General features: G+C 71.6%; 15 protein-coding genes. 4 read left to right on the plus strand and 11 right to left on the minus strand.

Annotation, left to right across the window (positions count from 1 at the left end; genetic code table 11):
* Positions 1–109 precede the first annotated feature (109 nt).
* Entirely contained in the window at positions 110–496 is a 387-nt protein-coding gene (locus ACOJVX_RS24530; RefSeq protein ID WP_026419690.1) for a sterol carrier family protein, read from the minus strand.
* Between the two features lie 535 nt (positions 497–1,031).
* Here ACOJVX_RS24530 and ACOJVX_RS24535 point away from each other — a divergent pair.
* Entirely contained in the window at positions 1,032–2,933 is a 1,902-nt protein-coding gene (locus tag ACOJVX_RS24535; RefSeq protein WP_026419691.1) for a glycoside hydrolase family 15 protein, read from the plus strand.
* A 71-nt stretch (positions 2,934–3,004) separates the two neighbouring features.
* Here the strand turns inward: ACOJVX_RS24535 and ACOJVX_RS24540 are convergent, their stop codons facing one another.
* Together ACOJVX_RS24540 and ACOJVX_RS24545 are read right to left on the minus strand one after the other, a co-directional pair.
* Positions 3,005–5,173, minus strand: coding sequence for a putative bifunctional diguanylate cyclase/phosphodiesterase (locus ACOJVX_RS24540; RefSeq protein WP_026419692.1), 2,169 nt, complete (start codon positions 5,171–5,173; stop codon positions 3,005–3,007).
* 380 nt (positions 5,174–5,553) lie between these two features.
* The gene (locus ACOJVX_RS24545) at positions 5,554–6,591 is read right to left on the minus strand and encodes an SAM-dependent methyltransferase (RefSeq protein ID WP_081893393.1); all 1,038 of its coding nucleotides are present in this window, start codon (positions 6,589–6,591) and stop codon (positions 5,554–5,556) included.
* A gap of 180 nt (positions 6,592–6,771) precedes the next feature.
* Here ACOJVX_RS24545 and ACOJVX_RS24550 point away from each other — a divergent pair, with 180 nt between their 5' ends.
* Positions 6,772–7,680, plus strand: a complete 909-nt coding sequence (locus ACOJVX_RS24550; protein ID WP_211237565.1) for a lysozyme — start codon at positions 6,772–6,774, stop codon at positions 7,678–7,680.
* 239 nt (positions 7,681–7,919) lie between these two features.
* On the opposite strand, the gene purL is transcribed toward ACOJVX_RS24550, so the two are convergent.
* Genes purL through purS form a run of 3 tightly spaced genes read right to left on the minus strand, consistent with a single transcriptional unit; the run spans position 7,920 to position 11,196 of the window.
* Positions 7,920–10,256, minus strand: a complete 2,337-nt coding sequence (gene purL, locus ACOJVX_RS24555) for a phosphoribosylformylglycinamidine synthase subunit PurL (RefSeq protein WP_211237566.1) — start codon at positions 10,254–10,256, stop codon at positions 7,920–7,922.
* Positions 10,253–10,924 (minus strand): phosphoribosylformylglycinamidine synthase subunit PurQ, encoded by a 672-nt coding sequence (gene purQ, locus ACOJVX_RS24560; protein WP_016698768.1) that lies wholly within the window; start codon positions 10,922–10,924, stop codon positions 10,253–10,255. The genes purL and purQ overlap by 4 nt, the downstream gene beginning before the upstream one ends.
* Positions 10,924–11,196: a phosphoribosylformylglycinamidine synthase subunit PurS gene (purS, locus tag ACOJVX_RS24565; protein WP_016698769.1), complete on the minus strand. Its 273-nt coding sequence runs from the start codon at positions 11,194–11,196 to the stop codon at positions 10,924–10,926. The genes purQ and purS overlap by 1 nt, the downstream gene beginning before the upstream one ends.
* A 348-nt stretch (positions 11,197–11,544) precedes the next feature.
* On the opposite strand from purS, the gene ACOJVX_RS24570 reads away from it, so the two are divergent.
* Entirely contained in the window at positions 11,545–12,759 is a 1,215-nt protein-coding gene (locus ACOJVX_RS24570) for an alpha-hydroxy acid oxidase (protein WP_030104624.1), read from the plus strand.
* A 52-nt stretch (positions 12,760–12,811) separates the two neighbouring features.
* Here the strand turns inward: ACOJVX_RS24570 and ACOJVX_RS24575 are convergent, their stop codons facing one another.
* Positions 12,812–13,687: an NAD(P)-dependent oxidoreductase gene (locus ACOJVX_RS24575; protein WP_026419697.1), complete on the minus strand. Its 876-nt coding sequence runs from the start codon at positions 13,685–13,687 to the stop codon at positions 12,812–12,814.
* A 120-nt stretch (positions 13,688–13,807) separates the two neighbouring features.
* Here ACOJVX_RS24575 and ACOJVX_RS24580 point away from each other — a divergent pair, with 120 nt between their 5' ends.
* The gene (locus tag ACOJVX_RS24580) at positions 13,808–14,173 is read left to right on the plus strand and encodes a winged helix-turn-helix transcriptional regulator (RefSeq protein WP_026065982.1); all 366 of its coding nucleotides are present in this window, start codon (positions 13,808–13,810) and stop codon (positions 14,171–14,173) included.
* A gap of 184 nt (positions 14,174–14,357) precedes the next feature.
* Here ACOJVX_RS24580 and ACOJVX_RS24585 read toward each other — a convergent pair whose 3' ends face one another.
* The 4 genes from ACOJVX_RS24585 to ACOJVX_RS24600 form a co-directional block, all read right to left on the minus strand.
* Positions 14,358–14,933, minus strand: a complete 576-nt coding sequence (locus ACOJVX_RS24585) for a hypothetical protein (RefSeq protein ID WP_418153926.1) — start codon at positions 14,931–14,933, stop codon at positions 14,358–14,360.
* Positions 14,934–15,213: 280 nt separating this feature from the next.
* Complete coding sequence (locus tag ACOJVX_RS24590; RefSeq protein WP_418153925.1) at positions 15,214–15,420, minus strand: hypothetical protein; 207 nt, start codon at positions 15,418–15,420, stop codon at positions 15,214–15,216.
* Positions 15,421–15,449: 29 nt separating this feature from the next.
* Entirely contained in the window at positions 15,450–15,650 is a 201-nt protein-coding gene (locus ACOJVX_RS24595) for a DUF397 domain-containing protein (protein WP_418153924.1), read from the minus strand.
* A 20-nt stretch (positions 15,651–15,670) separates the two neighbouring features.
* Positions 15,671–16,504, minus strand: a complete 834-nt coding sequence (locus tag ACOJVX_RS24600; protein ID WP_418153923.1) for a helix-turn-helix domain-containing protein — start codon at positions 16,502–16,504, stop codon at positions 15,671–15,673.
* Between the last annotated feature and the right edge of the window lie 266 nt (positions 16,505–16,770).

Genomic DNA, 16,770 nt, shown 5'->3' on the forward strand with positions numbered 1-16,770 from the left:
GCCGCGGAGGACCACCCGGGATCGCCACGTTCGTCTTCGAGTGTAAGCCGACTCGTTCCCGGCACCGCACCGCGAGCCGCGAATTGGGCCAGCCAGGCATGTCGCCGACCTACTCGTCCGGTTTCACCATCGGTAGCCAAGCTCGCAGGTCAGCGCGGTTCCCGGAGGCCGAGACACGCCCCGAGTCCACCGCTTCGTCCCACTCCGCACGGCCGGTGGCGAGGTCCAGCCACGTCCTGGCGTCCGTCTCGACCACGTTGGGCGGCGTTCCACGGCTGTGGGTCGGCCCCTCCCCGCACTGGACGGCGGCGAAGGGGGGTACGCGCACCTCGATGGCCCCGCCCGGCGCGACGGCGGCCAGGGTGCGGAGGCTGAGCCGGACCGCCTGTCCCAGGACGCGGCGGTCGGGTTCGGGAGCCTCGCCGCGCAGCCAGGGCGCGACGGCCGTGACGGCGGCTCGGAGTTCGTGGGGATCGACGGACCGGCGGGCTGGCACCTGGGCAGCCTAGGACCTGGCCGTTCCGCGCGGACAGGCGAGCGGCCGGGGCCGGGCCGCATGTCGTCGCCACCCCGACCGTCGGGTGACCACGACGGTGGAGAGCGCCGCCCGCCCGCACCCGGGCGCGTCCCGGACGGGCTGGGCAGACTGACCACGAACTCCCCTCGGCCCCAGCGGGCGGGTGGGATGGCCGGGGTGTCGGGTGGGATGGCCGAGGTGCCGCTGTTCGGCTCCCACCACCTCGGAGTGCCGCGCGGTGGGGCGCGGGCGGTGGGGCGCGGGCGGTGGGGCGGTCCTGGGGCCGCCGGCCCGGTCCCTCCCGGGACGCGGCGGCGCTGACCGGGGCGCCGCGGCGCGCCGTTCCTCAGTGGCCACCCCAACCACGCCCCGTCACCGCCTCACCCGTCCGAGGGACATGCGTCCGGCGCGGCGCGTGGTCTCCGCGCCCGCACGGAGACCAGCGGAGATCCGAGGTCGGTCGGCGCCGGCGAACCTGGATGCGGGAGTGCCCCCGCCGTCCTAGCCTCGGGCCATGGCCGTCGACCGGAGGGCTCCCGGGACGGGGTGGTCCCCCGTCCCGGGAGGCGGCCCGGGTCGGGTGGAGGACTACGCCCTGCTCTCCGATCTCCGCACCGCGGCGCTGGTCGGCCGCGACGGCTCGGTGGACTGGCTCTGCCTGCCCCGGTTCGACGCGGGGTCCTGCTTCGCGCGACTGCTCGGCGACCACAGCCACGGCTACTGGGCGCTCACCCCGACCTCGGGTGACTGCCGGGTCCGCCGCCGCTACCGAGGTGACTCGCTGGTGCTGGAGACGGAGTTCGAGACCCCGGACGGGCAGGTGCTCGTCGTGGACGCGATGCCGCCCGCGCCGCACGGCGGACCGCACCAGCCGGTGCTGGTCCGCTCGGTCACCGGGCTACGGGGCAGCGTGGAGATGGAGATGCGCTGGGTGGTGCGGTTCTCCTACGGAGCCGCCGTACCGTGGGTCCGGCGCACCCGGAAGGGGGGCGTCGAGGGCATCCTCGCCGTCGCCGGACCGGACACCGTTGTCCTGCGCGGGGACCCCCTGCCCGTGGCGGTGGCGGGGGCCCGCGCCCACCACACCCGGTTCCCGGTGTCCCGAGGGCGGACCTTCCGCTGGTCCATGCAGTGGTCCCCGGACCCGGAGGAGCTGCCCGGACCCCGGGACGTCGCGGCCGACCTGGTGACGACCGAACGGTTCTGGCGGACCTGGGCCGAGCAGATCGACTACGACGGCCCGTACCAGCAGCCCGTTCGCCGTTCCCTGTTGACGCTCAAGGCGCTCACCTACGGTCCGAGCGGCGGTATGGTCGCCGCCCCGACCACCTCCCTGCCCGAACGGTTGGGGGGCGTGCGGAACTGGGACTACCGCTACTGCTGGCTGCGGGACGCCACCCTCACCCTGCTCGCGCTGGACAGCACCGGCTGCCACGGGGAGGCGGCGGCCTGGCGGCGGTGGTTGCGGCGGGCCGTGGCCGGGGACCCTGGCGACCTCCAGATCGCGTACGGCATCCGGGGTGAGCGCCAGCTGGTGGAGTGGACGGCCGACTGGCTGCCCGGCTACGAGGGCTCCCGGCCGGTCCGGATCGGCAACGCGGCGCACAGGCAGCTCCAGCTCGACGTGTACGGCGAGGTCATGGACGCCCTGCACCTGGCCAGGGAACGCGGCCTTGGCGACACGGCCGAGTCGTGGGAGGTGCAGCGGGCCCTGCTCGCCGATCTGGAGACCCGGTGGCGGCGACCCGACCACGGCCTCTGGGAGGTGCGGGGGCCGGCGAGGCGGTTCACCCACTCCCGGGTCATGACCTGGGTCGCCTTCGACCGGGCGGTGCGGGCGGTCGAGGACCACGGGCTACCGGGCCCCGTCGACCGGTGGCGGTCGGTGCGGGACCGGGTCCGGGAGGAGGTGCTCACCCGGGCGTGGAACCCGGAGGTGGGGGCGTTCACCCAGTACTACGGCAGCGGCGAGGTCGACGCGGCGACCCTGCTGATGCCGGCGGTCGGTTTCCTGCCGGCCACCGACCCGAGGATGGCGAGCACGATCCGCGAGGTGGAGACGCGGCTGCGGACGGACGGCCTGCTCGCCCGGTACGCCACTCCTCGGGACGTGTCGGCGGTGGACGGCCTCCCCGGCGGGGAGGGTGCCTTCCTCGCCTGCTCGTTCTGGCACGTGGACGCGTTGGCGCTCGGCGGCCGGGTGGCCGAGGCGACCGAGGAGTTCGAACGCCTGCTGGGACACGCCAACGACGTCGGGCTGCTCGCCGAGGAGTACGACCCGGCGAGTCAGCGGCTCGTCGGGAACTTCCCGCAGGCGTTCAGCCACCTGGCGCTGGTGAACTCGGCGATCCTGCTCTCCGACCGGGAGCACGGCCGCCACCACCGGGACCGGCGTCGGGTCCGCCGCGCCAGCTGAGGTCCGGCCTGGCGCTGGTCGGGCAGGTCACCACCACCGCCAGGCCGCCCCGCCGGTGGCACGGGGTCCGGTCAGAAGAGCCCTTCCCGCAGGAACCTGCTGATGGTCTCCGGCGGCCCTGGTCGCGCGAAGAACCAGCCCTGCCCCGACTCGCAGCCGATGTCCCGCAACCGCTCGGCCTGGGCCCTCGTCTCGACACCCTCGGCCGTGACGGTCAGGCCCAGCGCGTGCGCCAGCGTCACCAGCGCGCCGACGATCTGCTTGTCCACCGGGTCCGCCGGCTTGTCGGGTGCGCGCAGCCCCTCCACGAAGGAACCGGCGATCTTCAGTTCGTGCACCGGGAGGCGTCGCAGGTAGGCGAGGTTCGAGTACCCGGTGCCGAAGTCGTCGATGGCGATCCGCACACCCATCTCGTAGAGGCGGCGGAGCGCGTCGAGCTGGTCGTCGGCCGTTCCCATGACCGCGCTCTCGGTGAGCTCCAGCTGGAGACCGGTCGGCGGGATACCCGTGTCCCGCAGGATCGACTCCACGTCGTTGACCAGGCCGGGGTCCCGCGACTGCCGGGCGGCGAGGTTGACGCTGACGTAGGGCGCGGCGGGACCGAACTCCCGCTGCCAGCGGCTGGCCTGCTGGCAGGCGTGCTCCAGGACCCAGCGACCGAGCTGGACGATCAGCCCGGTCTCCTCCGCCAGCCCGATGAAGCGGTCGGGTGAGAGCAGGCCGTGCTCCGGGTGCCGCCACCGCACCAGTGCCTCCACGCCCACGACCGCGTTGTCGGCCAGGCGGACGAGCGGCTGGTAGTCGACGAAGAACTCCTCCCGCTCCAGCGCCGCCGGCATGGTCGCGGACAGGCGGAACCGCGCCACCTCCCGAGCGTTGCGCTCGGGGTCGTAGACCGCCCACCGGCTCTTGCCCTCGGACTTGGCCCAGTACAGGGTCACGTCGGCGTCGCGGATCAGGTCGGCGGACTCCCCGCTGACCACCGGGCGCTCCACGATGCCGATGCTGGCCGACACCGACAGCTGGTGGCCGCCGATCCGGATCGGTTGGTTGAGCAACGTCAGCACCCGGTCCGCCAGCTCCACGATCTGCTCGGTGCCCGTGGAGTCCTCGACGAGGACGACGAACTCGTCACCGCCCATCCGGGCCACCAGGCAGTGCTCGCCGTTGACGCACTCGGCCAGTCGGCGTCCCACCGCGACCAGGAGTTCGTCGCCGACGTGGTGGCCGAGGCTGTCGTTGATGACCTTGAAGCCGTCCAGGTCGAGGAAGCAGAGGCCGACCCGTTGTCCGACGGGCGGGTTGCTGAAGACGCGGGCCAGCCGGTCGAGCAGCAACGCCCGGTTGGCCAGGCCGGTGAGCGGGTCGTGGAGCGCCTGGTACTTGAGCCTGTTCTGGAGCTCGTGCCGGTCGGTGACGTCCTCGACCATGGCGACGAGGTACTGGGGACGGCCGTCGGCGTCGCGGACGAGGGACATCGTGAGGTTGGTCCAGACGGCGGAACCGTCGTTGCCGAAGAACTGCTTGTCCACCTGGAAGTACTCGCGGTCGCCCCTGGCGAGTTGCCGGTACGCCTCCCAGGTCGACTCCGCGTCCCCGGCGTGCATGAACTTGCGCAGGTTCGTGCGCAGCAACTCGTCCCGGGAGTAGCCGAGCATCCGTTGGAGCGAGACGTTGACGTCGAGGAAGGTGCCGTCGAGGTCGGCGAGACCGATGCCGACGGCCGCGTCGCTGAACAGCGCCCGGAACCGCGCCTCACTGGCCCGCAGCGCCGCCTCGGCCTGCTGCCTCGCGTCGAGGACGGCCTCCCGGATCGCCTCCTGTTCCTCCAGGGTCCGTTGTCGGAGCGCGTTGGCGTAGCCCGCGGCGACCGCTCCCTGGATGGCGGAGACCCGGCCCCGGGGCACGTCCGTGCCCGGCAGGGAACCGACGAGTTCCGTTCCGACGAGCACCAGCGTCCGTTCGATGCTGGCGGGAGAGGTGAAGTGGGCCTCGACCAGCTCGGCGCCCACCTCCCAGCCCGGCCGGGCCACGAAGGGTTCGGTCGACAGGGCGGTGAGGAGACGGCGTGCGAGGCGGCTCAGGAACTCGACCATCTCCGATCTGGACATGGAGACGTAGCTGGTACCGGACACCAGGGCCGCCCAGTCACGGCCGAAACGCTCGCAGGCCGCATCCAGGCGCTCCACCTCCTGGCCCGGGGGGAGATCCCGGACCCGGCCCTCCGTGTGCTCGGACATCAGAGCGCGCCCGCCGGTCGTGGCAGCACCAGGAGTCGGGCCGAGGTCCGACACACGTCGTCGCCCTTCACGGGCTCGACCCTAACGCCCGAGCGGGAACGACGCTGCGGCACCGCGCCCCAGGCCATCGGGACGACCCCGGCCACCCGGCGGTGGGGGGTCGCGGCCGTCGCGTCACGGCCGTCCTCGTCAGGCGACCCGCTGGGGCATCGCACAACCGCACCTCTCGTCGTCACCACACGTCTGACAGCATCCGAAGCACCTGACGGTACCGGGTCCGACCGCTTTTTCGGAGGTTACCGGCCAGCAGCCGGTTTCCGGCGCCGGGCCGGCCCACGGGTCCGCCAGGAAACCGTGCCCGCACCGGATCGGAAAGTGATTCATCTCTTGCGGGCCAATCCGGCCACCGCGGGCAACGGGGGGCTGGCCGAGTCGGCCACGTACTCACCGGTGCGCCAGCACCCCAGGGGGGCCAGGCCCGGGTCCACCAGCGAGAAGGGGCCGAACAGCCGGGCCACCTCCGGGAGGGTGCGCCACTCCAGGGCGCCGGAACTGCGGGCGTAGAGGTCGCCGATCCGCTCGCGCGCGCCCGGGGGGCAGCCGTCGTCGCCCTGCCGGGAGAAAACGATGTGGGACAGGGCCAGGTGACTTCCGGGGGCGACCTCCCGGTGGTAGTCGAATATCGCCTTCTCCGGTTCGTCGCTCTCGGAAAGGAAATGCAGAACACCGCCGACCAGAATTCCGAGCGGCTTTTCCCCGTCAATGAGCCGACGGCCCGGGGCGCTACCGAGAACGAGGTCGACATCCCGCAGGTCCGCCTGGACCACGTCCGCGAGCGGGTTGTCGGCGAGCAGTGCCCTGGTGCGCGAGACGACGACCGCCTCCCGGTCGACGGCGAGCACGCGGCAGGCCGGGTCCAGGTCCTGGGCGACGGCGTGGAGCGCGCCGACGGTGGGGATACCGGCGCCGAGGTCGAGGAACTGCCGGATGCCCGCCGCGTGCATGCGCCGCAGGGCGTCCCGCAGGAAGAACCTGTTCGTCATGGCCAGCTCGGAGGCTCGGGGAAAGATCCGCAGCACCCCGTCGGCCAATTCCCGATCGGCGGCGAAGTTGTGCGCACCACCCAGGTAGTAGTCATGCATTCGGGCGACATTCGGCCGCTGAAGGTCGACTTCGGATGGCACTCCCCGCGGACGTGTGGCGTCCAAAGCAGCTCCCCCGCCCCGTTTCTCACCCGACCGGGGATCAGCATACGTCGCGTCACAACTCACCGAATCGCTGCATTCCACGGGTCCGACCACCACCGCCGAAGCGGTCTCCGCGCTGGCAGCGCCTGCCCCGACCCGGGCGGCGTCACCCACGAGACGGATCCACCCGGCCCGGTCCTGGAGTGCCGGCGGCCGTCGCGGATGCGACATTCGACGCCGCGACCCTCGGCGGCCGCGGCCGCACCACCGGGCAAATGCGGCAAACCTGCTATAGGCTCCGTGGGAAAATCACGACAGCCTACGAATTCCTGTCATTCATTGACATCGCTGGTCCGGTTCGCCGGCTGGCGCGACGCAGTTCCCGTTCCGATACCCATGGCGTGGGGGTGCATGTTGAGAACCAGCAGCGGAGCCCGTCGGCTACCGGCACGAATCGGACTGGCGATCGGATCGGCCGCCACGGTGCTGATCGCGTTGTTAACTCCGGCCGCGGCCGGTCAGGAGCAGGACGAACCGACCGGTGCCGCGCAGCAGGCGGGACAGGCCCAGCAGTCGGAACAGGCGGAGCAGGCGGAGCACCCCGCCGGTCCGATGGGCCACTGGGCCGGCTCCCAGATCGCCAAGCACGAGGGGCGGGACGGCGGCGTCCCGGACGCCAGGGCCGCGAGCGTCACGCAGACGCACGGCCTCGACGTCAGCGGGTGGCAGAAGAACGTGGACTGGGCCGGCGTCGTCCGCAACGGCGGGAAGTTCGCCTACGTCAAGGCCACCGAGGGAACGGGGTTCAAGAACCCCTACCACACCCAGCAGTACAACGGCTCCTACGACCACGGCCTCATCCGGGGTTCCTACCACTTCGCGTTGCCCGACCGCTCCAGTGGGGCTGCCCAGGCCCAGTACTTCGTGAAGAACGGCGGCGGGTGGTCCAAGGACGGCAAGACGCTGCCTGGCGCGTTGGACATCGAGTACAACCCCTACGGCAACACCTGCTACGGGCTGAGCCAGTCGGCGATGGTCCAGTGGATCAGGGACTTCAGCAACGAGTACCACCGGTTGACCACCCGGTACCCGACCATCTACACCAGCACCAGCTGGTGGAAGACCTGCACGGGCAACAGTTCCGCGTTCGGCGGCACCAACCCGCTGTGGCTGGCCAGGTACTCCAGCTCGGTGGGAGAACTGCCCAGCGGCTGGGGTTTCCACACCATCTGGCAGTACAACGACAGCGGGATCTTCCCCGGCGACCAGAACTGGTTCAACGGCGCGTACGACCGCCTCCAGGCACTGGCCAACGGCTGACAACCCGGCATGGCACCCACCCCCGGTCCCGGTCGAGCCCCACTCGACCGGGACCGGACGTGTGGGGACACCAGGAACGCGGGCGCGGCACCAGCGAAGGGCATCCGCCGCCGACCCCCACCGCACGGGGCCGGGGAGGCGAGCTCCGCCGCGCCCAGCGCGGGTGGCCCCACGAAAGCGGCCGGCCGGCGACCCCCCGCGGGGGCCACCGGCCGGCCGGTCCGTACCGACGAGTCGGCTCAGTCGAACAGCGCGGGCAACGTGCCCTCCCAGGCGGTCCGCAGCTCGTCCAGCCCGAACGTCGCCACGCCCTGGATCTCCACGGCGTCCGACTCCGGGTCCACCACGCCGACCTTCGTGACCGGCAGGCCCCTGGCCTGGCACATGTCAGTGAACCGCAGCTCCTCGGACCGGGGAACCGCCACCAGCATCCGACCGGCCGACTCGGAGAAGAGCCACACGAAGGGATCGGCGCCTTCCGGCAACACGACGCGGCACCCGGTCTGACCGGCCAACGCGGACTCCACCACCGCCTGGGCCAACCCGCCCTCGGACAGGTCGTGGGCGGCCGACAACATGCCGTCCCGCGAACCGGCGATGACGACCTCGGCAAGCAGCCGCTCCCGGCCCAGGTCGACCCTCGGCGGAACCCCGCCCAGGTGGCCGTGCGCGACCCGCGCCCACTCCGAGCCGTCGAACTCGTCCCGGGTCTCGCCGAGCAGCAGCAGCGTCTCGCCGGGCTCGGTGCCGAAACCGGTGGGGACGCGCCGGCGGACGTCGTCGATCACGCCGAGCACACCCACGACCGGCGTCGGCAGGATCGCCGTCGACCCGGTCTGGTTGTAGAAGCTCACGTTGCCGCCGGTGACGGGGATGCCCAGCTCACGGCAGCCGTCCGCCAGCCCGCGCACGGCCTGCTCGAACTGCCACATCACCCCGGGGTCCTCCGGGGAGCCGAAGTTCAGGCAGTTCGTCACGGCGGCGGGGGTGGCCCCGCCGGCCGCCACGTTCCGGTACGCCTCGGCCAACGCGAGCTGGGCGCCGGTGTACGGGTCGAGCCGGCAGTAGCGGCCGTTGCAGTCGGTGGCGACCGCGACGCCCCGACCGGTCGTCTCGTCGATGCGGATCATGCCGCTGTCGGCGGGCTGGGCCAGCACCGTGTTGCCCCGGACGTACCGGTCGTACTGGTCGGTCACCCAGGCGCGGCTCGCCAGGTTCGGCGAGGAGATCATGCGGAGCACCGTCTCGCGCAGTTCCTCGGGACCGCTCGGGCGGGCCAGGGCCTCGGTGGTGTCGGCGATGAGCTCGTCCTGGTCGGCCGGCCGCTCCACCGGCCGCTGGTACACCGGGCCCTCGTGGGCGACGGTGCGCGGCGGGCAGTCGACGACCGTCTCGCCGTGCCAGGTGATCTCGAGACGACCACCCCGGGCCGCCTCCTCCTCGCTCACCTCGGTGACCTCACCGATCACGGTGGCGGTCACGTCCCACTTCGCGCAGACCCGGAGGAACGCGTCGACGTCCTCGGGCCGGACGACGGCGCACATCCGCTCCTGCGACTCGCTGGAGAGGATCTCGGCCGGCGTCATCCCGCTCGCGCGCAGCGGCACTCGGTCCAGCTCGACCCGCATCCCGCCGTCACCCGCGGAGGCCAGTTCGGAGGTGGCGCAGGACAGGCCAGCACCGCCCAGGTCCTGGATACCCACGACCAGCCGGTCCCGGAACAGCTCCAGGCAGCACTCGATGAGCACCTTCTCCGTGAACGGGTCGCCGACCTGCACGCTGGGCAGCTTCTTGCGGCCCGACCCGGTCTCGTCCCCGGAGAAGGAGTCCGAGGCGAGCACGGAGACGCCGCCGATGCCGTCCAGGCCGGTCCGCGCACCGAACAGGATCACCTTGTTGCCCACGCCGGACGCGTGGGCCAGGTGCAGGTCCTCGACCCGCATCGACCCGATGCACAGGGCGTTGACCAGCGGGTTGCCCGCGTAGGTCTCGTCGAAGACGACCTCACCGCCGATGTTGGGCAGTCCCAGGCAGTTGCCGTAGCCGCCCACGCCGGCGACGACCCCGGGCAGCACCCGGCGGGTGTCCGGGGCGTCGGCCGGGCCGAAGCGCAGCGGGTCGGCCACCGCGACCGGTCGGGCGCCCATCGCCAGGATGTCCCGGACGATGCCACCGACGCCGGTCGCCGCGCCCTGGTACGGCTCCACGTAGGAGGGGTGGTTGTGCGACTCCACCTTGAAGGTGACCGCCCACCCGTCGCCGATGTCGACCACGCCGGCGTTCTCGCCGATGCCGGCGAGCATCCCGGCCCGCATCTCCTCGGTGGTCGTCTCCCCGAAGTAGCGCAGGTGGACCTTGGACGACTTGTACGAGCAGTGCTCGCTCCACATCACCGAGTACATCGCGAGCTCGGCGTCGGTGGGGCGCCGGCCGAGGATGGCCCGGATCCGCTGGTACTCGTCGTCCTTCAGGCCCAGTTCCCGGTAGGGCTGCGGCAGGCCCGGGGTGGCGGCGGCATGGTCGACGGTGTCGACAGGGGCGGCGGTCTGCTGGCCGGTCAGATCGGTGCTGGTCACGCGGTCACCACTGTGTCGAGGAGGGAAAGGAACATGCCGAGCCCGTCGTCGCTGGGTCCGGTGAGGGCGTCGATGGCGTGCTCGGGGTGCGGCATCAGGCCCAGGACACGGCCGCGCTCGTCGGTGATGCCCGCGATGTCGCGCAGCGCGCCGTTGCGGTTCTCGCCGACGTAGCGGAAGGCCACCCGCCCCTCGCCCTCCAGCCGGTCCAGCGTCGCCTCGTCGGCCACGTACCGGCCCTCACCGGACTTCAACGGCACGAGGATCTCGGCGCCCCGGTCATACCGGGTGGTCCAGGCGCTGGTGGTGTTCTCCACCCGCAGCCACTGGTCGCGGCACACGAAGTGCAGCCCCGAGTTGCGCACCAGGGCACCGGGCAGCAGGCCGGCCTCGCAGAGGATCTGGAAGCCGTTGCAGATGCCCAGCACCGGCATGCCGCCCCGGGCGGCGGTGACGACCTCGCCCATCACGGGGGCGAACCTCGCGATCGCTCCGCAGCGCAGGTAGTCGCCGTAGGAGAAGCCGCCCGGCACGATGACGGCGTCGACCCCGCGGAGGTCGGCGTCACCGTGCCACAGCGGGACGGCCTCGGCGCCGGCGGTGGTCACCGCACGGGCCGCGTCGACGTCGTCGAGGGTGCCGGGGAAGGTGATGACACCGACGCGCATCAGACGGCCCCCGCCACGGAGCCGTCGGCGGACTCCACGGTCACGCGGCGGACGGTCCAGTCCTCGATGACGGGGTTCGCGAGCAGGGTCTCGGCGATCCGCTCGAGGGTCTCGTCGTCGACGTCGTCGTCGACTTCCAGTTCGAAGTGCTTTCCTTGGCGGACGCTCGTCACGCCCTCGAAACCCAGCCGGGGTAGCGCTCCCGCCACCGCCTGTCCCTGGGGGTCGAGGATCTCCTGCTTGGGCATGACGTCGACGACGACTCGGGCCACGGTCGATGCTCCTGGCTAGTTCAGGTCGGCGGTACCGCACGAGCCTAGCCGAGCGACGAACTCACCCGTTGATACGGGTCGTGAGAAGCTTGATCACACACTGTGACGAAAACTCTGTCGGTCGTCGGTCGAGATCGTCCGTTCGGAGCTACTGGGCCTCGCACCGGAGGGCCACCGGGTGCGCGGCCTGCTGTGGCCAGGGACGAGCCAGGCGGGCCTCCCCGGGGGTAGCGTCAGCGGATGGCCCTGCGGCCGGTCCCGCGACGCGGCGAGCCCGCCGGGCCGCCCTCGAGAGCCACCGCGCCTGGGCGCGGTGCACGTCACACGTCCACGCCGGAGGTCCCGTCCGTGTCCGAGCGCCGCCTGCCCCGCTGGTCCGAGTTCGCGCCGCTGCTGCGCCCGCAGGTCCCCAAGCTCAACCCCACCGAGCGCAGGCTGGACCGGGCCCACACCATCGGCGACCTGCGGACGATCGCCAGGAAACGGACCCCCCGGGCCGTGTTCGACTACACCGACGGCGCCGCCGAGGGCGAGGTCAGCCTGCTGCGGGCGCGCCGGCTCTTCCGGGACATCCAGTTCAACCCTCGGGTGCTGCGGGACGTGTCCTCCCCGAACACCGCCGTGGACATCCTCGGCGCCCCCTCCTCGCTGCCCTTCACCTTCGCCCCCACCGGCTTCACCCGGATGATGAACCACGAGGGGGAACGGGCGGTCGTCCGCGTCGCGGAACGCATCGGCATCCCCTACGCCCTCTCCACGATGGGCACCACCTCCATCGAGGACGTGGCCACCGCCGGACCGGACGCCCGCAAGTGGTTCCAGCTCTACGTGTGGAAGGACCGCGAGGCCAGCGAGAACCTCGTCCGCCGCGCCTGGGACGCCGGCTACGAGGCGTTGGTGCTGACGGTGGACGTCCCGGTCGCCGGCGCCCGGCTCCGCGACGTCCGCAACGGCATGTCCATCCCGCCCGCCCTCACCCCCCGCACCGTCCTCGACGGCGCCATGCACCCGGCGTGGTGGATCAACCTGCTCACCACGGAGCCGCTCACCTTCGCCTCGGTGCGGCACTGGGACGGCACGGTGGCCGAGCTGCTGAACAAGATGTTCGACCCGACCGTCACCATCGAGGACCTGCGGTGGCTGCGGGACATCTGGCCGGGGAAGCTCGTCATCAAGGGCATCCAGAGCCTGCCCGACGCACTCGACGTCGTCGAGCACGGCGCGGACGCCGTCGTGCTGTCCAACCACGGCGGCCGCCAGCTGGACCGCGCGCCCACCCCGCTGGAACTGCTGCCCACCGTCGTCGGGGCCGTCGGGGAGCGCACCGAGGTCTACCTGGACACCGGCATCACCAGCGGTGCGGACATCGTCGCCGCCCTGGCCCTCGGCGCCCGCGCCTGCATGGTGGGCCGCGCCTACCTGTACGGGCTGATGGCCGGCGGGGAGCGGGGCGTGGCGAAGTCCGTGGACATCCTCCGCGCGGAGATCACCCGCACCATGCAGCTCCTCGGGGTGAACAGCGTCGCCGAACTGACCCCCGACCACGTCACCATCCGCCGCTGAACCGTTCGGGCCGCCCGAACCACCCGGTCCGGGCGGCCCCGGGAACCCCGGCTCAGCCCGCGGCCCGCAGGCTCTCCACGATCCGGATGAAGCCCTCGTCCCCGTGCCCGGCGTCGATCTGCCGCCGGATCAGCGACTGCACCGCCGAGATCAGCCCGGTGTCCACCCCCTGCTCCCGAGTGGCCTCCACCAGGTAGCCGAGGTCGGAGAAGTTCAGGCTCTGCTGACCCGGCACGGCGTAGTCGCCGCCGTCGACGACCGAGGCGTAACCGGCGAAACCCGTGGTCATCGCGCTCAACCACGGCGCGGCCATCCCCGCGAACTCCGTCGCGGACATCCCCGTCGGGCGCACCATCGCCACGCCCTGCGCGAACCCGGCGAACATCACGTACATGCCCGCGAGCAGGGCGAGGTCGTAGAGGCAGGCGAGCCCGGCGTCCTCCCCGTGGAAGGCGCTCTCCCCCCACAGGTCGAGCACCGGGCGGTACCGGTCGAAGACCTCCCGCGAGCCGCTGTAGAGCACGGTGGACCCCGGCTGCCCGATCATGGGTGGCACCGCCATGATCCCGCCGTCCAGGTAGCCGATCCCGTGCTCGGCCGCCCATCGGGCCGACTCCCTGGCCTGCTCGGGGGTCGTCGTGGTCAGGTTCACCACGGTCCGACCGCCGAGCTGGGCTGCGACCGGGTCCAGCACCTCCCGCACCGAGTCGTGGCCGAGCAGGCAGACCACGACGAGGTCCGAGGCCGTCACCGCCTCCCGCGCGCCGTCCACGACCACCGCTCCCCGCTCGGCGAGGGTCGCGCCCCGGCCCGGGGTGCGGTTCCACACCGTCACATGGTGCCCGGCATCCACCAGCGCGGCCGCCAGCGCACGGCCCATCTCCCCCAGGCCCAGCACGCTGACCCGGACGCCCTCGTCGTTCGACATCTCCTCGTCGCTCCCTCTCGTTCCCGTGTGGTGCCGCCATCCTTTCCCCGGGCGGCTAGGGTCGGGAAGTACCGACTAATTAGTGGGGTACTCACCAGGAAGTAAGTGGTGGAGGAGCCGATGGGGAACCGGAACCGCCGTGGGCCCTACGTCTGCGGGATCGACGCCGCGATGGACGTGGTCAGCGGGAAGTGGAAGGCGTTGATCCTCTGGGAGCTGGACCACCACGGGGTGCGCCGGTTCGCCGAGCTGCGCCGTGGCCTGCCGGGGGTGAGCGAGAAGATGCTGGTCCAACACCTGCGGGAGATGGAGGACGACGGCCTGGTGCACCGGGAGGTGTACCGGGAGGTGCCGCCGAGGGTCGAGTACTCCCTCACCGGGCACGGGAGGTCGCTGAACGAGGCCCTGGCGCCCCTCGGCGAGTGGGGACGGGGCCGCATCGGGCGGATCGGCGCGGAGCGGCTGCGGGTGGAAGCGGCGGGGTGACCGGGCCGGGCGGCGAGGTTCGCGCCACGCTCGGCGGCAGACCCGGACCGAGCCCCGAGCGGGCGGCTCGCGGCTCGGGCTGATCGACTCCGCGGAGCACGTGCTCCGAATGGAAGTGGGTCAAACGGCGACGGCTCGACTCCGGCAACTGCCCCCGGCGGCGACTTCGTGCACCCTCGTCGACTTACCGCTCGGGCCGCTCCTCGAGCTGGAGCACGCCGGCCGACAGCGGGTTGTCGACCCTGGGTTCGGGCGTGACCACGAGGTGCGTCGCATCCTCGTCCTCCGATATCGCCTCGCCCACGAACACGCTGGCGGCGAAGCTGGTGACCGAGGTCGGGGTCACCGCCAGGATGCCGAGGTCCACGATCGCGTCGACGCCATCGAAGTGCTCCAGGGCCGCAGCCGAGTCGAGCCGCAGCTCGAAGCCGCCGGCGTCGTCGGTGCGCGTCTCGGCGATCCGCACCAGCTCGAACCCCTCGCCCTCCTCGGTCAGCCTCGCCAGTTCGTCCGCCGGTGGCCACGCCTCCAACCACACCTCGGCACCCGCCGCCGGGGTGGTGCCGTCCGCCTCGACCACGGACCCGGTGGCCAGGACGGGGCCGCCGAGCTCCTCCGAGTCGCTGGCCTCAGACGGCTGACTGGTGGCGGAGCTCCGCTCCTCGCTGGTTGCCTGCCCTGCCCCCACGCAGCTCGTGCTGCCCCCGGCCACGAGGACCGCCACCACGGCCCCCACCCACCACACCGACGTCCTGGTCACCTTTCCCCCCATCAGCAGTCGCGCTCCGGCGCGCGAACGCCCCGCACCGAGGCACGGAACGAACACGGGCGGTTCTTCCTGCACGTTGGCACGCGTTGAACGGGTCCGGTGCGGCCGAGCACCCAGGTCAGGACCGCGCTGGTCTCCCCCGGGCACGATCCTCTCCAACCGTGGTCGGCCCCACAACCACCGTTCGGTCCCAGCCGTCGAATCCGACGAGGAAGGCGGACGCGTTCCGGCCGGGCCGTTGAACCCTCCCTGGCCAAACCTTCCGCCGAGTTCAGAGACACGCGGGTCCCATGCTGACCTGGAGCGTGGAATCCGAGTAGTACTCCCGCCCCCAGTCGTCCTCGTAGAACAGCCGCACCCCGTCCGCCGACGCGGACTCCGCCGTCCGCTCAGCGATCGTCGCCAGGGTCCACTCCACACCCGGCTCGATCTCCGCGCCCACGGCCGGAACCCACGCCACCCACGCCACCCACGCCACCCACGCCACCTGCCCGTTCTCCGGCGGGATCAGTCGAACTCGCCGTCCTTGACTCCCCTGATGAAGGCTTCCCACTCCGCGGCGGTGTAGTAGTGGGCGGGACGGGTTCGATCCTTGGTGTCACGCAACCATCGCCCGCCCTCGGGGTCCTGGGCGACCTCCACGCACTGTTGGGCTCCACCGCTGTAACTGCTGGTCCGCCACTGAAGCTCCGCGTCCGGCTCCCGCATCGTTTCTCCCTACTTGGCGCCTATACGTCCAGCCCCGCCATCCGGCGGTCGATGAGCGTGAGTGTGTCGCCTTCGGCCAGCGCGGCCTTGCGCGCCTGCTCGAACGCGGCTGCGTACGCTGCCGTCGTCTTCACGTAGTCGGCACCGGTCAGGGTTTCGACGTACGCGATCGCGGCCCGGGCTCGCTCGATCCACAACAGCGTGAAGGGACAACTGAGACCTGCTTCGGGCCCGTGCTCCAAGGGCACGATCCGCAAGGAAACGTTGGGGAGTGCGGCGATCTTCCGCAGCCTGTTGAGCTGGGCTTCCATCGTGGCCGGCGTACCCACCCGCCGAAGTAGCGCCTCTTCCCCGAGAACGACCCACACCTGCGGCGCGTTGTCCCGGAACAGCCGATCTCCCCGTTGCTCACGGGCGGCAGCCATCCCATCGAGGTCAGCCGCCGTGACAACCGGGGACCGCGCGAGCTGAGCCCTGGCGGCTTCCCGGGTTTGGAGCAGTCCCGGGATTTCGCTGTAGACCATCCGAATTTCCGACGCGGCACGCTCGAGGGAGACGTACTGCTTCGCCCAGTCATTGACTCGCTCAGCCCCTACTCTCCGCCGGGACTCCGCGCGAAGCTGGCGCACTTCCGCCGCCTCTGGTCCTGTCACGCAGTACAGATCGAGCAGGACCGCGAGCTCCTGGTCCGTCAGGCCGAGCATGCCGGTCTCGACCTTCGAGAGCTTGCCCCTGTACCAGTTCAATCGAGAGTTGGCGTCGTCCAGGCCAACGCCGCCGGCCTCTCGGAGAGCGCGAAGCCGTTCGCCCAGGATGAGCCGCTGGACGACTGGGCCGGGATCTTCGTCGTGCATGGTCACAGTCTCTACTACCAGCCGACAGTCACCGACGGTAGTCGATGAGGCCAGAACTCGCACCCGAACGATGTCGGCTTCACACTGGCAAAGATTGAGTCTCAATTGTAGTCTCTGTTGCGACAGCTGCCTGATTCACCAGCGTCCCTCGCGGTCAGCTGACGACCAGGGTGACTGGCTCAAGCACGACGACATCCGGCTCCTCGCCGACTCGACCCAATGCGACAGATCCCTACAGGAGGACCACCTATGCGACGGAGAGCACA

Origin of the sequence: Actinoalloteichus caeruleus, from assembly GCF_049311605.1 — a bacterium.
GTDB classification, from domain to species: domain Bacteria; phylum Actinomycetota; class Actinomycetes; order Mycobacteriales; family Pseudonocardiaceae; genus Actinoalloteichus_B; species Actinoalloteichus_B caeruleus.